At 42.5% G+C, this 16118-nt stretch carries 17 protein-coding genes and 2 tRNA genes; 8 read left to right on the forward strand and 11 right to left on the reverse strand.

Annotated elements, in window-relative coordinates; all coding sequences use genetic code 11:
• Window positions 1–63 precede the first annotated feature (63 nt).
• The 4 genes from ytaF (at window position 64) to ACYQ03_RS12815 (ending at window position 2439) form a co-directional block, all read left to right on the forward strand.
• Window positions 64–708: a sporulation membrane protein YtaF gene (gene ytaF / locus ACYQ03_RS12800; protein WP_459910320.1), complete on the forward strand. Its 645-nt coding sequence runs from the start codon at window positions 64–66 to the stop codon at window positions 706–708.
• Between the two features lie 28 nt (window positions 709–736).
• Window positions 737–1339 carry a dephospho-CoA kinase gene (gene coaE / locus ACYQ03_RS12805; protein WP_459910321.1) on the forward strand — a complete coding sequence of 201 codons (603 nt, stop codon included), beginning with the start codon at window positions 737–739 and terminating at the stop codon, window positions 1337–1339.
• Window positions 1340–1591: 252 nt separating this feature from the next.
• Window positions 1592–2167, forward strand: a complete 576-nt coding sequence (locus ACYQ03_RS12810) for a lytic transglycosylase domain-containing protein (RefSeq protein WP_459910322.1) — start codon at window positions 1592–1594, stop codon at window positions 2165–2167.
• Window positions 2168–2362: 195 nt separating this feature from the next.
• Window positions 2363–2439 (forward strand) — tRNA-Pro (locus ACYQ03_RS12815).
• 167 nt (window positions 2440–2606) lie between these two features.
• Here the strand turns inward: ACYQ03_RS12815 and ACYQ03_RS12820 are convergent.
• Genes ACYQ03_RS12820 through ACYQ03_RS12840 form a run of 5 tightly spaced genes read right to left on the reverse strand, consistent with a single transcriptional unit; the run spans window position 2607 to window position 7118 of the window.
• The gene (locus tag ACYQ03_RS12820) at window positions 2607–3191 is read right to left on the reverse strand and encodes a TetR/AcrR family transcriptional regulator (RefSeq protein ID WP_459910323.1); all 585 of its coding nucleotides are present in this window, start codon (window positions 3189–3191) and stop codon (window positions 2607–2609) included.
• Window positions 3192–3209: 18 nt separating this feature from the next.
• Window positions 3210–4319, reverse strand: coding sequence for an ABC transporter permease (locus ACYQ03_RS12825; protein WP_459910324.1), 1110 nt, complete (start codon window positions 4317–4319; stop codon window positions 3210–3212).
• On the reverse strand, window positions 4312–5235 hold the full coding sequence (locus ACYQ03_RS12830) for an ABC transporter ATP-binding protein (protein ID WP_459910325.1): 924 nt from the start codon (window positions 5233–5235) through the stop codon (window positions 4312–4314). Before ACYQ03_RS12830 ends, ACYQ03_RS12825 begins: the two co-directional genes overlap by 8 nt.
• Window positions 5235–6131, reverse strand: a complete 897-nt coding sequence (locus ACYQ03_RS12835) for an ABC transporter ATP-binding protein (protein WP_459910326.1) — start codon at window positions 6129–6131, stop codon at window positions 5235–5237. The genes ACYQ03_RS12830 and ACYQ03_RS12835 overlap by 1 nt, the downstream gene beginning before the upstream one ends.
• Before the next feature lie 12 nt (window positions 6132–6143).
• Window positions 6144–7118, reverse strand: a complete 975-nt coding sequence (locus ACYQ03_RS12840) for an HlyD family secretion protein (RefSeq protein WP_459910327.1) — start codon at window positions 7116–7118, stop codon at window positions 6144–6146.
• A gap of 299 nt (window positions 7119–7417) precedes the next feature.
• Between ACYQ03_RS12840 and ACYQ03_RS12845 the strand changes: the two genes are divergently transcribed.
• Entirely contained in the window at window positions 7418–9139 is a 1722-nt protein-coding gene (locus tag ACYQ03_RS12845; protein WP_459910328.1) for a [Fe-Fe] hydrogenase large subunit C-terminal domain-containing protein, read from the forward strand.
• A gap of 15 nt (window positions 9140–9154) precedes the next feature.
• A complete protein-coding gene (locus ACYQ03_RS12850) occupies window positions 9155–10306 on the forward strand; it encodes a SpoIIE family protein phosphatase (protein ID WP_459910329.1) in 1152 nt (383 codons plus the stop codon).
• A 50-nt stretch (window positions 10307–10356) separates the two neighbouring features.
• On the opposite strand, the gene ACYQ03_RS12855 is transcribed toward ACYQ03_RS12850, so the two are convergent.
• Together ACYQ03_RS12855 and ACYQ03_RS12860 are read right to left on the reverse strand one after the other, a co-directional pair.
• Window positions 10357–11790: an NAD(P)/FAD-dependent oxidoreductase gene (locus ACYQ03_RS12855; RefSeq protein ID WP_459910330.1), complete on the reverse strand. Its 1434-nt coding sequence runs from the start codon at window positions 11788–11790 to the stop codon at window positions 10357–10359.
• A 140-nt stretch (window positions 11791–11930) separates the two neighbouring features.
• Window positions 11931–12323: a hypothetical protein gene (locus tag ACYQ03_RS12860; RefSeq protein WP_459910331.1), complete on the reverse strand. Its 393-nt coding sequence runs from the start codon at window positions 12321–12323 to the stop codon at window positions 11931–11933.
• A gap of 200 nt (window positions 12324–12523) precedes the next feature.
• On the opposite strand from ACYQ03_RS12860, the gene ACYQ03_RS12865 reads away from it, so the two are divergent.
• A tRNA-Leu gene (locus ACYQ03_RS12865) sits at window positions 12524–12608 on the forward strand.
• A 157-nt stretch (window positions 12609–12765) separates the two neighbouring features.
• Entirely contained in the window at window positions 12766–13302 is a 537-nt protein-coding gene (locus tag ACYQ03_RS12870) for a tyrosine-type recombinase/integrase (protein WP_459910332.1), read from the forward strand.
• Between the two features lie 762 nt (window positions 13303–14064).
• On the opposite strand, the gene ACYQ03_RS12875 is transcribed toward ACYQ03_RS12870, so the two are convergent.
• The 4 genes from ACYQ03_RS12875 to ACYQ03_RS12890 form a co-directional block, all read right to left on the reverse strand.
• Window positions 14065–14373 carry a spore coat protein gene (locus ACYQ03_RS12875; RefSeq protein ID WP_459910333.1) on the reverse strand — a complete coding sequence of 103 codons (309 nt, stop codon included), beginning with the start codon at window positions 14371–14373 and terminating at the stop codon, window positions 14065–14067.
• Between the two features lies 1 nt (window position 14374).
• The gene (locus tag ACYQ03_RS12880; protein ID WP_459910334.1) at window positions 14375–14593 is read right to left on the reverse strand and encodes a hypothetical protein; all 219 of its coding nucleotides are present in this window, start codon (window positions 14591–14593) and stop codon (window positions 14375–14377) included.
• A gap of 74 nt (window positions 14594–14667) precedes the next feature.
• Window positions 14668–15291, reverse strand: coding sequence for a tyrosine-type recombinase/integrase (locus tag ACYQ03_RS12885; RefSeq protein ID WP_459910335.1), 624 nt, complete (start codon window positions 15289–15291; stop codon window positions 14668–14670).
• Entirely contained in the window at window positions 15263–15496 is a 234-nt protein-coding gene (locus tag ACYQ03_RS12890; protein ID WP_459910812.1) for a site-specific integrase, read from the reverse strand. Before ACYQ03_RS12890 ends, ACYQ03_RS12885 begins: the two co-directional genes overlap by 29 nt.
• Window positions 15497–16118 lie beyond the last annotated feature (622 nt).

Here is a 16118-nt window from a genome sequence, read left to right on the forward strand (position 1 = left end):
ACGCACCCCTTTTTATACCCCCTCATAGACTGTATTGTAAGATAATCGACTGGGGGGGAAGTCATGGAATTGCTCGCTTTGGTTGCCTTTGCCCTAGCCTTAAACATGGATGCCCTGGGCACTGGGGTAGCCTATGGGATACGAAAAATTCGTATTCCATTTTTGTCGCTGCTGATTATTAGCGGTATGTCTGTTATCACCATTGTATTTTCAATGACAGCAGGACAAATGGTTTCACAATTGGTTTCACCAAACTTTGCCCACAGGCTGGGTGGCATTCTTTTGCTACTGGTAGGTATCTGGATTCTTATTCAATCCATAAAGGACAACAGAAAAGAAAATCCCGACGATTTATCGGATATCGAACGGACAGTCATGCAAATCCGAATTAAATCACTGGGCTTAGTAATTCAAATTCTTCGGGAACCTGCCAAGGCCGACCTGGATAAATCCGGTGTCATTTCCTCCCATGAGGCTATGTTACTGGGTATAGCCTTGGCTATGGATGCATTTGGCGCAGGCTTTGCTGTATCGATGTTTGGTTTTAGTATCCCCTTAACAGCTGCAGTGGTTGGCTTAGGACACATTTTACTAACCTATTGTGGGCTGATACTGGGAAAATATTGCGCCTGCAGTTCCCTGGGGCGTCAATTAGCAATGCTCCCTGGCTGCATCCTAATTATATTAGGTATTTTTAAAATAAAATAAATATTGTCAGTTTGAGGAGTTGTGGTTTATGATTATTGGGTTAACCGGAAACATTGCCAGTGGTAAGAGTACAGTGGGCGTTTATTTACAAAGTTTAGGAGCAAAGGTTATCGATGCCGACCGGATAGCTCGGGAAATTGTTTTACCTAATACCCCGGCTCTAAAGGAGATTGTTTTCTCCTTTGGGTCGGGTGTTTTAAATGAGGACGGAACTTTAAATCGTGATAAATTAGCGTCCATTATATTTAATGACACCCAGGCCAGAAAAAAATTAGAGAGCATTACACATCCCCGTATCGAGGAAGAGATAAATCGACAAATTAAAATTTTTAGTAAAGCTGACCCTTCTTCTGTACTGGTTTTAGAAGTCCCACTGCTCATTGAAGTAGGCTGGCATAAAAAAGTTGATCAGGTTTGGCTAGTAACCGTTGACGAAAGGGTACAAATAGAGCGTTTAATGCAAAGGGACAACCTTTCCCTGGGGCAAGCAAAAAGTCGAATTGCCAGCCAAATGCCACAGCAGGAAAAAATAAAATTTGCTGACGTAATTATTGATAATTCCAGTTCGCCAGAAAGAGTAAAAGAAAAATTAAAAGATCTTTGGTCTAGCCTAATAACCCATCATGAATAACCATTTGTTGGTATATAATTAATATAAAATTAGCCTTCAGCTTAATTGGCCTTGAGCCATGAGCCTTGGGCCTTGGGTTTTTTTAAGCATGTTTTTACTTAAGAATCTTTAGCTTATGACCTCGGTCTGTTGTATAGTTATCGATGGTTTGGAGCAAGTGCCTCTTTGAATAGCCAAAGCTATTCAAAGATGACGAAAGAGTAAAGGGCACAAAAACTAAAGGCTAAAAGCTAAATTGCAGGAGTGATCATGGTGATTTTACGAAGAAAAAAAGCTAAAGGATTTAAAAGGCGACTCCTGCTGTTGCTGTTGCTTATGCTATTGTGGTTTAGTCACAAAGAGATTGGACGTTTATGGTACCCCTTTGAACATCAGGAATTAATTTATCATTACACCACAGTAAATCATTTGGATCCATTAATGGTAGCAGCTATTATTAAAACCGAAAGTAATTTTAACCCCCAGGCAACTTCTCCCAAGGGTGCCCGGGGACTTATGCAAATAATGCCAAACACAGCTAACTGGATATCACAGCAAATGGGTACCGGATCCCTTCAGCCAGAAAAATTATTCAACCCAGAAACCAGTATTCGCCTAGGTACTTGGTACCTATCAGATTTATTTACAGAGTTTAAAGGCGACCCAGTCTTAGTTATTGCAGCCTATAATGCTGGACGGGGTAATGTTTCCAAATGGTTAAATGAACAACATTGGACTGGCGAACGAAAGACAATTGACCAAATTCCTTTTATGGAAACTAGGCAGTATATCCGACGAGTCCTTTGGAACCAAAAGGTTTATCATTACTTGTATGCTAAAGAGGAGTAAGCCTATTGGCCTTGTGCCATGAGCCGTAAGTTTACTACAGATACCTAAAATGGCTAATAGATCCCTTTACTGATGTCGATGCCTTTCCAAGAGTTATCTTAAAGCTGATGACTCAGATAATTTTCAAAAAAACTTCTTTACCTATGAACCACTGTTTGGTATAATGATTTTTGTCGTTGCCAAAACATTATCAATCGGGGCGTAGCTCAGTTTGGGAGAGCGCTACCTTGGGGTGGTAGAGGTCGCAGGTTCAACTCCTGTCGCTCCGACCATAGAACAAAAAGAAGTGTCGCAAAACTGCTTTTCAGTAGCTTGCGACACTTCTTTTATTTTCATTTTACAGATAATAAGCACAACACCAGCTTGTAGGGGAACGACCCCCGTGCCGTTACCACTATCTACAAAAGAGCGATAAATCATTGTCCAACAGATCTTTTATTTATTGCGGTAAATTACCCATATACTTTGCTGACACAATCCCGTATAAAAAGGTATGCATAACTGTTTTAAAGGCTTCTTCAATGGTCAGGTTATTCTCTACTACGAAGGTTGGGTTCACCACTGCCCGGACCGTCGCTAAAAGAGATGCTGTAACGATGGTGGGGTTAATTTCTTTAAAATATCCTTCTTTACTACCCTCCAATATGATTTGAATCAGATACTTAATTTTTTCTGCCCGAAATTGCTCCACCTGTTCCCAAATATCCGGGTAATGCCGCTGCAGCTCACTTAAAACCCTAGGTGATAGAATTCTTACACGTTCGGAAATTAGTTTAACAAAGAGGGTAATTTTTTCTATGGGATTATCCGTATTTTGCAGTACCTGGAACACCTCTTTCTCGGTCTTCATCATAAACTGCTGCAACACTGCTGCAATGATTTCCTCCTTACTTTTGAAATAGCGATAAATAGTTCGCTTGCTCATATTGTTACGGGCTGCCAGCTCATCCACCGTAGCCCCGTAAAAGCCTCTTTCCTCTGCTAACATACTGAAAAGGGCAATAATCTTTTCCCGCGTATCCATCCAACCCCCCCTATACTACTAGACAATCTTCTTTTTGAATTTTAAGATACTCACTGTCATCAGTACCATTGTAAAAATAAATAAAGAAACTACCTGTGGTATCAAATAGGAAAAGCCGATTCCCTTTAAAACTATTCCTCTGATGATGGTTAGGTAATAGGTAAGAGGTATCAGATTACTGAGGTATTTTATAATAACAGGCATGGCCTCCCGTGGAAACATAAAACCAGATAGTAAAATACTAGGCAGTAGAACAAAAAAGGACATTTGCATGGCCTGCATCTGTGTCTTGGCAATATTAGATATTAGAACACCAATACCCAGTGAAGCAGTAATAAAGAACAAGGTTAATAAATAAAGCTGCAATAGGCTGCCCCGGATAGGAACATCGAAAACCAGAACTCCCACCAACAAAGCAACGGTAATTTGCAGATAGCCCAATACGATGTAGGGGATAATTTTTCCGATCATCAGTTCATAGGATTTAATGGGAGTTACCATCAGTTGTTCCAACGTCCCCCGCTCCCTCTCCCGGACTATCCCCATTGAGGTCATCATAACCATCGTCATGGTAACAATAATCCCCAAAATAGCTGGCACCATATAATAGGCGGTAATGCCATCGGGGTTATACCAGGGTCTTACTCGAATATCGTAGGCTGGTTGAAATTGGCCAACTTTTTCTATAATAACATTCTGGGATTCGATGAGCCCAATGGCATTGGCAGTGGCAATGGCTGAATTGGAAACCATGCTGTCAGTGGCATCCACCAGCACCTGTACCTGTGCGGTTTCTCCTTTTCTAACATTCTTTGCATAATCCGGTGGAAAGATCACCCCAACCTTTACGATACCTTGATCTATCATTTGGGTTACTTCGTCATAATTTGCAGCCACCTGGGTAACTTCAAAATAACCCGAGGCCTGAAAGGACTCTAATAGTTCTCTACTCTCGGGTGATAGGGATTGGTCAAAAACCACCGTTGGTATGTGTTTGACTTCGGTTTGAATAGCGTAACCAAAAAGCAGTAGCTGTACTAGGGGAAGCATAAAAATTAAACCAATGGTTAGCCGGTCCCTTTTCATTTGTAAAAATTCCTTATACAAAATGGCTAATATTCTACTCATTGGTCTTCCCCCCTTTTCTTTGACTGGACAACGCGATGAAGACGTCCTCTAAGGAAGGAGTAATTCTCCTGACAACTCCAGACGTCTGCCCTTGGAGCTGTGGTATATATTCCTCACCCTGGAGCAATACATGCAATAGTGAACCATGCACGGAACATTCCTTAACATAGGGTAAACCCTCCAGATCCTGAAGTTTATCCATGGGATTTTCGTCAACTACCTCCACCATGACCCCAGCCAAAATATACTTTCTCAGGTTATCCGGGGTGTCGTTGGCGATCAAATTCCCCTCAGATATAAAGGCGATATTGCTACAGCGCTCGGCTTCATCCATAAAGTGAGTTGTGACCATGACAGTGGTTCCTTCATTGGCCAGCCGTTGTATGGTATTAAAAAACATCTTACGACTGGTGGGACTGATACCGCTGGTGGGCTCATCCAGAAATAAGATGGCGGGTTTGGCAAGAATGGCACAACCCAGAGCCAAACGCTGTTTCCAGCCCAAACTTAAATTGACTACCAGTTCCCTTTCCCTGCCACTAAGATTAGCCATTTCTATCATCTCATTAATTCTCATATTCCGTTGCCGATACGGCACACTATACAGTCCGGCATAGAAAAGCAGATTTTCCTGAACCGTTAAATCATCATAGAGACTAAATTTTTGGGACATGTAACCAATGCGGCTTTTAATTTCCTCAGCCTCCCGAGCTAAATCATAGCCCAGTACCTTACCGCTGCCTGATGTGGGCTCCAATATGCCACACAACATCCTTATGGTGGTAGACTTTCCCGAACCATTTGGCCCCAGAAAACCATAGATCTCACCGGGATGTATCTGGATGGTTAACTTATTTACAGCGGTAAAGTTACCAAAGGTCCTTGTCAATTCAAAGGTTTCCACCGCATAATCCATTAAACCACCCCTTCCGCCAAGGTCACAAAAACATTCTCCATGGTGGGTGCTACCTGGCCAATGGACTCCAAAGGAATATTACGTTCTGCTAACAAGGAACGTATCTCCCTTATAGCACCTGCCACATCTTCCACCACAACATGATATTTATAGCCATAGAAATTGGCATCCAATACGTACCTTACTTGATTGAATAATTCCGGTTCCCTGGTAGCGGCCTTTATCTCCAGAACCTTGTAGGGAAAATTGCCCTTTAACTTTGCAGGTGCATCAACTATTGCCAGTTGACCATTATTCATAAAACCCACTCTTTGGCAAAGTTCTGCCTCATCCATATAGGGGGTGGAAACTAAAATAGTCATGCCAGTCTTATTTAGTTGGTATAGGATTTTCCAGAACTCCTTTCTAGACTCCGGGTCAACCCCATAGGTTGGTTCATCCAGCACCAATAGGCTAGGTCTAGAAATCAGTGCACAGGTTAGGGCTAATTTTTGTTTCATGCCACCAGAGAGATTATCAGCCAGTCTTCCTTTAAAGGAAAGAAGATTAGTCAGTTGCAAAATTTCCTCAGATCTCTGCCGAATAGTCTGGCGATTCAACCCATACATAGCACCAAAAAAATCAATATTTTCAGCTACCGTAAGGTCACCGTATAAACTGAATTTTTGGGGCATATAGCCAAAGGCACCTCGCTCTGACGTTGGTTCCGGCAAAGACAATTCCACACTACCACTATCAGGTGTAATAAGTCCGCAAATCATCCGAATTAGAGTAGATTTGCCAGCCCCATCGGGACCCACCAGACCAAAGATTTCACCGGTTTGAACCTCCAGGGAGACCTTGGTCACAGCTTGGATGGGACCGAAACTTTTGACTAATTCCCGAAGAATTATCATTGCCCCACCCCACTATTCAAAAACTACATCGGCGGGCATACCTGGCTTTAGGCTGCCATCTGACTTACTCACCCGAATTTTCACACCATAGACAATATTTGCCCGCTCTTTTTGGGTTTGGATTGTTTTCGGGGTATACTCCCCCTGGGAAGCAATTTCTTCAATGACACCCTGATACCTTACGCTGCTGCCGCTAACGGTAAAATAAACCCTTTGTCCCAGTTTTATTTTTGGTAGATCATCAGTGGGCAGATAAACTCTTAGCCACATGTCTGCTAAATCAGCCACTGTGACCAGCGATGTTCCAGCCTGGACAAATTCCCCTGGCTCACGATTCTTTGATAATACAGTTCCGTTAATGGGAGAAAAAACCTTGGTATCTGCCAGAAGTGCTTCGGAGGCCTTTAATACTGCCCGGGAACGTTCCAATTCCATCTGGGTAGCTTTTATCGTTTCTGGCCGATTACCTGCTTCCACCAAACTTAACTTCGCCTTGGCAGACGCCAGTTGATTTTCTTTTATCACCAGATCCGTTTGCAGCTTTTCTATTTGCTCTTGGGAGATAGCTGTTTCTTGCCATAGGGTCTGTCCCCTTTGATAATCAACCAGTGCCTTATCATAGGCAGCCTGAGCGATTTTTACATAGGAGTCAGCCTCGTTGATCTCCTGCTCTCTGGCTCCAGAGGTAAGATCCTTTAATTGAGCTTCGGTCTTGAGAACACCCAATGCGTCCCGCTCCTTCTGAGCAACCAGATCATTCCTAATAATTTGACTAACCAGTTGACCTTTATTAACTTTTTCTCCAGCATCTACCGAAAGGGTTCCAATGGTTCCAGGGAGCTTAGCGCTAAGTTCCACCTTGGTTACTTCAAGGGTCCCACTGGCAGTTATCGAGGCTTCCTCCTGGTTCTCCAAATGCTGAAAACCTAAGAACCCGGCCAACCCCAATAAAGCTACTAGAATAAGTGCAATTGGCTTTTTCTTCATTATCATCGCCCCTTATCGGTATTTCTAGTTTTTAGGTAAACTATTAAAACAAATATCGTTTCCATGGTATTATGTTACCACTCTGCCCATGGGAATACAAGCTTTAATTCAGCTTGGTATAAAGGAGAAATTAGTTTTAAGTTGAAATCAATATTAATTGGCCAGGAACCTCGAACACAAAGCCACTGATGAAAATATAGCGTTTGCTACGGGCCAAAACATTTACTTAAAACCCAAGGCCCATGGCTCATGGCCCAAGGCCTTCTATTATTTTTATCTTGAAAAAGCGAGGTGTAAGCATGGGGTTAATATATACCGGAGCGAATTGTCGTGATTGCTACCGTTGTGTACGGATTTGTAATCTGAAAGCAGTAAAAATGAATACCGGTAATTTAGGTAAGTTTCACGCCCAAGTTATTGATGAACTATGTGTCCACTGTGGACAGTGTATACTGGCCTGCCCCCAGAAGGCCAAAAAGCCTGTTTCTGATCTTAGACAAGTTAAACAACTATTAGCCGAAGGAAATCCTGTCATCGCTGTGATAGCTGCTTCCTTTGTGGGTTCCCTGCCTTTAAAGGAACCGGATCTCATGCCCTCCCTATTAAGAAAGCTGGGATTTAGTGAGGTTCAGGAAACCTCCATTGGGGCAAGTTTGGTAACCCAAGAATATCTGGATATGGGTTTTGAACACCCCCGTTTAATTAGTTACTGCCCCGTAATTGTTAATTTAATTGAAAAACATTACCCTGAACTTATTCCCTTGCTGGCTCCCATCGTTTCGCCCATGATTGCCCAGGGTAGAGTAATTAAGTCCCTAAACCCCCAGGCTAAGGTGGTTTATATTGGTTCCTGCGCTGCCAAACGAGATGAAGCACAGCTTTTGGGTTTAAAGGATAGCATCGATTATTTCATTGGCTTCCAAGATCTTTGGCAATGGGTTCAAGATTCTGAAGTGGTTGTGGAAGAACTAGCTCCTTCAAATTTTGATAGTTTTTCTCCCTGTCACAACCGCATTTACCCCGTGGAGGGTGGTGTGATTTGGGCAGTGGCAGAAGAACTTCAACAGGCCGGTGAAAACTTCCTAACCATTTCTGGCTTAGATAGCTGTATTGAATTTATTAAACATCTGGGTCAAGGACAGATCATAAACCCACCTAAGTTAATGGAGCTCTGGGCTTGTAAAGGTGGCTGTATTAATGGTCCCTTATCTCTCTGTCTGGAAGAGAGCCAATTTATGCGACAACGTAAACTTTTACAGTATTACAACTCATCGGGTGAATGTGTATTTGAAATTGACAACTCTCGTTTGCCGGAAATATCCTTAAAACGAGATTTTACCAACCGTAAAGTGGAACAAATTTACCCCAGTGAAGAAGAAATTAAGATTATCTTAGCTAGAACGGGTAAACACTCCCCAGACCAGGAATTTAACTGTGGCAATTGCGGCTATAATTCTTGTCGAGATAAAGCCGTGGCTGTATTTCAGGGTAAGGCCGAAGTAGAAATGTGTATTCCTTATATGAGAAAAAGAGCCGAGTCCATGTCCAACTTAGTTATTTCTGCCATGCCCAATGCCATTATTGTGGTGGGCAAAGATTTAGATATTCTGGAGATAAATTCTGCTGCAGAGACACTCTTTAAATGTACTGCCTCGGAAGTAGTGGGACAAAGGATTTTGACTCTGATGCCAGCTACCAATTTCTTGAAAGTAATGCAAAGCGGTAAAATGATGAATGCCACCAGCGCCTACCCCAATCTGGGTATCGTAACTAAAGAGATTTTCTTTCCTGTTAGGGGAACGGATGTGGTGGTAGGAATCTTTGTCAACATAACCTCCGAGAAGAAGCAAAGGGAACAATATGAATTGATGAAGAGTCAAACTATTCAACAGGCCCAAGAAGTCATTGAAAAACAAATGATGGTGGCCCAGGAGATAGCCGGATTATTAGGGGAAGCCACGGCAGAGACAAAAGTCCAATTGGGTAAATTAATAAAGCTAATGCGACAAGAAGACCTTTAGGGGAGGTGTGCCCCTGTGAAAATAAGTTTAGATATTGGTGTATCGCAGCTAAAAAAATATGGTGAGGAACTTTGTGGGGATAGTGTGGAAATTGTGCACACTGAGCAGGCAAATATTGTAGTTCTGTCTGATGGACTGGGCAGTGGGGTTAAGGCCAACATCCTCTCCCGCCTCACTACCAAAACAGCAGCCAGCATGCTTCGTATGGGTGGGAATATTGATGAAGTCATCGATACGGTGGCTAAAACTCTACCCATTGATAAAGTAATTAACGCGGCTTACAGCACCTTCTCCATTTTGCAGGTGCAAAACAATGGTAAACTAAACCTAGTTGAATATGATAACCCTGGTGTCTTTATCGGCAACCAGAACACATTATTTAACCCCCGACATGAGGAAAGGACTGTGGCTGGCAAAAAAATATTAGAATACGAATTTGAAGTAGATGAACAGGACTGGCTGGTTCTGACCTCTGACGGAGTTCTCAATGCTGGAATCAGAGGGCATATGAACGTACGCTGGGGTTGGGATCGCATGGGTAGGTTTATTGAAGAATCCTATGCTGTGGAAAAACCCGCCTGCGAATGGGCCAATGAAATTACCCATCTTTGCAACACCCTTTATGGAGAAGAACCAGGGGACGATGCGACAGTGGTGGCTGTGAAGGTAAAACGCCCGGTTCATGTAACCTTGCTAATTGGCCCTCCCAAAAATAGTGAAGACGACCTTATGGTGGTTCGTAAGCTGATGGAAGCCCCCGGGGCCAAGGTGATTTGTGGTGGAACAACTAGTGAAATTGTGGCACGTGTACTGGGTAGAAAGGTCTTTGTGGATGTTTCCTCTGTGGAGGAAGGCATCCCCCCTGTGGGCATGCTGCCAGGTATTGACCTAATTACCGAAGGTGCCGTAACTCTAGTTCGAACCCTAGAACATATTAAAGCAAATACCAAACTAAAGGATTTAAAGGCCGGCAAGGATGGTGCCAGTCGGCTCACAGCTCTCTTAAGAAGTGCCGATATAATTCATATTATGGTGGGTAGAGCACAAAATGAAGCTCTGTACTGCAATGATGTTCCAGCCATTTATGCCTATAAACACCACGTCATTCGCGACTTAATCAATAGCTTAAGGCAACTGGGTAAAGATATAACAGAGGATTATTTTTAACAAAATGAAATAGGTCACTGGTTTATTAACAAAACCAGTGACCTATGACCTTATATCAACTTCTCCGCAATATCCCTTGCTATCCGCACACCACAGGCACCAGCTTGGGCCAAGCCACGGGTAATCCCCGCACCATCGCCACCGGCATAAAGTCCACTAATCTCTGTTTGAAACTTATCGTTCAGTTTAGGGCGAGAAGAGTAGAATTTAGCTTCCACTCCATATAACAAGGTGTGTTCAGATGCAATACCAGGAGTCACATTGTCTAAAGCTTGAATCATCTCGATAATACTTTTCATAGTATTGTAGGGCAGGACCAAGCTTAGGTTGCCAGGTACAGCTTCCTTGAGGGTTGGTTCCACAAACCCTTCCTGAATTCTTTTCTCGGTAGATCTACGCCCCTTTAGAATATCCCCAAAACGCTGAATCAACACACTTCCATTTGATAAATCATTGGCCAGACGAGAAATGGACTTGGCGTACTCAATTGGTTTATCAAAGGGATAGGAAAACTTATGAGATACCAATAAAGCAAAATTGGTATTACTGCTACCCAGTTTCTTGTCATTATAAGCGTGTCCGTTTGCTAACATAACTCCACTATGGTTTTCTATAACCACATGTCCCGATGGGTTACTACAGAAAGTTCTTACGGTGGTACCTGTAGAGGATCTGTAGATAAACTTACCTTCATATAGATTCTCATTAATTTCTTCCATGATGGTGTCCATAGTCTCTACACGAACCCCAACATCCACCTGGTTGTTGGTCATTTCCAAATCATGCTTCTTAAAAATACTGCCTAACCATTCTGAGCCGTCACGACCCGGTACAACAACAACGTTATTGGCATAAATTTCCTCTTTTGTTTTGGTTACAATTCCCTTAATATATTTACTATCAACCATTTTTTCAACTAGAATATCTTCAACTTCCGTCTCAAATTCCATATCGATATTTAGTTTTAAAGTCTCGAAGATACTCTTCAAAATTTCCAAGTTTTGTTCAGTACCTAGGTGACGGACCTCTGCCCGCAGTAATTTTAATCCAGCACCCAGACCAAGTTTTTCAATATTTTTAACCGCAGGGGTTGTGGGATCAGAAATCACCGTAGTTGCACCATGCTTAAGGTTAATTTCATCTACATATTTAATAAGGTCAAGAACGTTTGAGGGTGCTAGGTAATCAGTCATCCAACCGCCAAACTCCGTAGTAATATTAAACTTTCCATCAGAATAGGCACCGGCCCCACCAAAACCATTGGTTACTGCACAGGCAGGCATACATCCTGCATGCTCTTTTTTAACGGTTGGTGGTGGACATTTAACCAGTTTCTTTTCGAGGATAGGGCAATGTCGCTTATAAATATTGCGACCTTTTTCTATTAATAAAACCTTTAGTTGAGGGGCCTTTAGCATCAGTTCATAACAGGTAAATATACCAGCTGGACCAGCACCCACAACAATTACATCGTATTTTCTCATAAAGGGTATCACTCCCCACTTCTTATAATTCACAAAATGTAAATAAGCAAACATATTCATTTTGAACCATTTTACCTAGAATTGCAATATATAATTTCTACCAAATGATAAATGCAGGGCCTCTACCCTGCATTTATTATTTAACCATGTATTAAGCTTGGTAAACACCTGGTACATATCCATGTACTTTCCCCTGCATGTTGCACCGGTATCAGATAACCTTTCTCGTCTGATCTACCGCAGTTCTTACAGTGTACTGCACGGGCTGGTTTATCGGTGGGAATGTTCTCCACAGTTTCCCCTTGCATTTCTACAGCTAATTCAGCAACATCCCCAGACAGTTCCTGAGCAATCTCATCGAAATCTATCTGAAACCCGGGGCAGTGTTTCGGACAAGCTTCATTAGGCTGGCAAACGTGTCCTTCCTCCATTGTCGGCAAGGCTAAACCCTTAGCCCTAAAACCTACACACTGACCACACCAATCCATTAACTCCCTGCGTCTTTTCATCCATTTATCTCTATTCTCCATCATTATTACCACCCTTTCCAGTTATCTCTTGTAATAAGATTACTAAAAAAAGGCACCTCCAGGTATGATGCCAATCACTGGCCCGAGGTGATGTTTATCACTTTGATAAAGAGATAATTTATCGACACAAAAAATATTTCTTTTAACAAAGTTCTTGCCCAGTTATTTTTGATATGCTATAATAACACTTGCGATTAAGACTTGTCGAAGTGGCGGAATCGGCAGACGCGCACGTTTGAGGGGCGTGTGGGTAACACCGTGAGGGTTCAAGTCCCTCCTTCGACACCAGAAGCCTTTAAAAACGTGGGTTTGAGAAGTTGTCAAGCAATTCTCAAACCCATGTTTTTTTATGCAGACGTGAGTACCTTTTTGGGGTTCGCCAGCCTTACACGATTGCTCCTTTTGCTATTTGTCGAATCAAAATAGCGAAGGGAGTTTTTTATTTATGGCATGTGTAAAAAAGTCTAAGAAAAATGTTCCCTCAACATGGGAAGAAGCACTTCAGTTTTACCTTATGTGGAAAAAAGCCGAAGGGTTAAGGGAAATTACCTTGCAGGGGCATAAGGACGTTATTGGTCTTTTCTACAGACGTCACCCGGAAGCGTATAACACTAAGACCGTGAAAATATCCTTATATGCCTTCATGGGTGAGGATATTAAGACCGCAACCTATAATATTCGCCGGAATTATCTAAAACAATTCTTTGATTGGTGTGTAAGGGAAGGGGTATACGATGATAACCCGATGAGTGATTTAAAAAAGCGCACGGACGAAGGACGGGTTGTTAACTTGGATGCCGAAACGCTTGGGAGATTACTTACTTTACCTGATTGCAAAACCTATGCAGGGTTAAGGGACTATGCTTTGTTCTTACTAACACTTGACACTGGTATTCGCCCCAAGGAAGCTTTTTCGCTTGAAATTGCAGACGTTAATATAAGGGCTTCGGAAGTATACGTTCGTTCCGATGTTGCTGAATAAAAGCAATATGGGTACGCCCCTACACAAAAACAACTATAGATCCAGATTTTGATGACAAGCTCAAAAACATCCTTAATAGACATTTCAACCCGAAGGCACCTAATGCTGTCTGGGTTACGGATATAACCTATAGTACGCCCAGATAACTGAGTTCCTGTTTGGAACAAGTTACTTGAGCATGTTTGGAATGCATGTCTAGTTTTTTTTTACAGGCATGCCCTTCTTCTGCTGTGAGAAGAGGTGAGCCGAAACGGCGGTGACTTGCCGGCACTGGCAAGGTGACGAAGTCCGTGGGTAATGGGGCTTGCGGCGAAGCGGTTACGCCAAGATGAGTCTCTAGGCTGAGCATGGGGCGGTTGAGGAACACGAACCTATTAACGCATCTGAGGGTTGAAATGTCACCCCTGCCTACACCGCTTAACAGGCAAGTCGCAGATTGATGTCCGTTAGTCGTACTGATGAACATCACAAATGTCAGTTGGATATGTATGCCGGCTACAGGGAACCACGAAATGTGCACAGCTAGAGCGTGGTGTCTGCGACGACTTGCAGTAAGCAAGGATAAAGACTGCGATAGGCAGCCTCACCGTGTGACGTCAATATTGGAATGTCCTGCTAGATCGGACGACGGCTTTTTATAAAGATCTTACTATATTAATAACCCCCAGATAGTATCTAGGGGTTTATATAGCATAAGGTTTTCCTACTCTCAATATTTTAGTTTTCATGCCTTATGTTATAAATATTAATCGATAGAAATTTTTAAGCATGTGCTTCGGTTATTGTCTGTGAAAACTGGAATGTTTCCTGTAATTGTTCCTGTTCAGGCTTATATGGACGATACCAGTCTTTTTTTAGGGCTAATTCACTTGTACTTTGTTGTCCATTTAATACTTGAGTTACATAACTACTAAAAAGATTCTTTAACTCTGGAGTTGACGATTCAAGTGTTGCATTAAGATAACCCTGTGCTGCTGCTTTAGCTCCAGCTAGCATATCGTTTGCAATTATTTCATTGGAAATACCATGTTCAGCGTCACCGCCCATAAGTCCACCAAACAATGAAGGCATATTAATGTACCCCCTCAGTCCTAATTATTTCATTCTCGACAATAAACTGCTGTAAACCCCTAACCCTTGCATCCATTGCTTGCATACCGTTTACGGCTTCTCTCCGTAGATCATCATCAGTAATTAAGGGAAGCGTAGCCTTACTTTTAGCCAAAGCGTTACTTTCCATTTGAAGCATTTCTCTAAGTTGAATAACTTCACTTGGTGTTAGTTGTCTCAAGTTTTTTCCTCCTAATTGAGTCTTTATTTTATTCTTCCACAATCCATATTTTTTATTTATAGGAATAAAGTATTTTAAACGTCAAATTCAACGTCCTCCACTGCCTTCTTCAATTCCTTCATACTTGGCGTAACATACCGCCTAGAAGTTTCAATATTGCTATGCCCCGCCAAGTCCGCAACAACTTCCAACTTCCCGGTCTTGTCGGCAATCTGTTTACAAAAGGTATGACGGCACATATGCGGGGTAACTTCGAAACCTACGGTCTTGGATATGCGTTCAAACAAGTGTTGAACCGCCCGATCGGTCAGCTTGGGGGAACGTTTGGACGTAAAAAGGTAATCGGTTTCGGCGTCTTTCCGTTGCTCTAAATATTCATTGACGGCTTTGACGGTTGCCTTACCTAATGGAACCTTACGGAGCTTATCGCCCTTGCCGCTAAATACAGTCAATATACCGTTGCCAAGGTCAACGTCGGCGGTGCGTAGGTTTGCCAGTTCGGAAACGCGTAAGCCGCAATTCACCAAGATTGAAAGAATCGCCTTGTCGCGGGCTTTCTTTTCCTTACCTTCCCGGGGCGCGGTTTCGATTGCGTGGAATAGCTTGCTTACCTCGGGACGTGTAAGCCATTTAACTTCGTTTTGGGCTTGGATTGACTTAGTTTTGACGTCAGTTGGCGGTAGAAGGCGCGAACTCACCCGAAGTTTTCAAAAATTGTGCGTAATCTTTTATTACTACTCTACCTATTTCCCCGAGGGTGGCGAGGGTGGTGTGGGGGTCATGTTTGCCAAGCCATTCGACGAACTTGTTTAGGTCAATGCGGTAGTTGGTAATGGTAAGGTTGCTCTTGCCTTGGGATAGGAGTTCGTCAAGGAACTTGTTAATCGCTTCTTGGAATGTTATGGTATCGTTAGTTAATTATTATCCTTATGCGACGTATTATTTAACCTCTCGGGGCTTTGCCCAATCCTTAAAGGAACTAGAACCTAGTCATTATGGAACGCAAATGTCCCCTACTGGAACGTAAATGTACCTCAAACAATAACCTTCTATATCTCCCTTATTATTAATAGTTTTATTGTTAGGAAACCGTTCCGTAGAATACTAACATAATGTTAACTTTCAAAAGTGAAAATTCGTCGGGGTGGACAGATTCGGACGCCCTACCGCTTGTTTATTGTCAAGTCATAATACTTGACACATTATATTCCAAGGGTTAACGTTTCCACCGAGTCAACAACAACTAATTCCCTTATGTCCGATTGACCTTTAGGTGTCAATTATTGGACACCTAAGTTTTACTATAGGGCGTTGCAAGGTTGGGACAACATATCCAACGTTTGAGGGGCGTGTGGGTAACACCGTGCGGGTTCAAGTCCCGCCTTCGACACCACCATTATCCGCACAAATGTTTAGCTTTAGTTAAGTATCAATTTTATCAGGAAAAACCCTAAAATCATGGACATATGCGTCCATGATTTTCTTTTTTTCAGGTCATTTAACTGATCAAACATGACACCTTGTA

The sequence above is a fragment of the Desulfotomaculum defluvii genome (genome assembly GCF_054657375.1).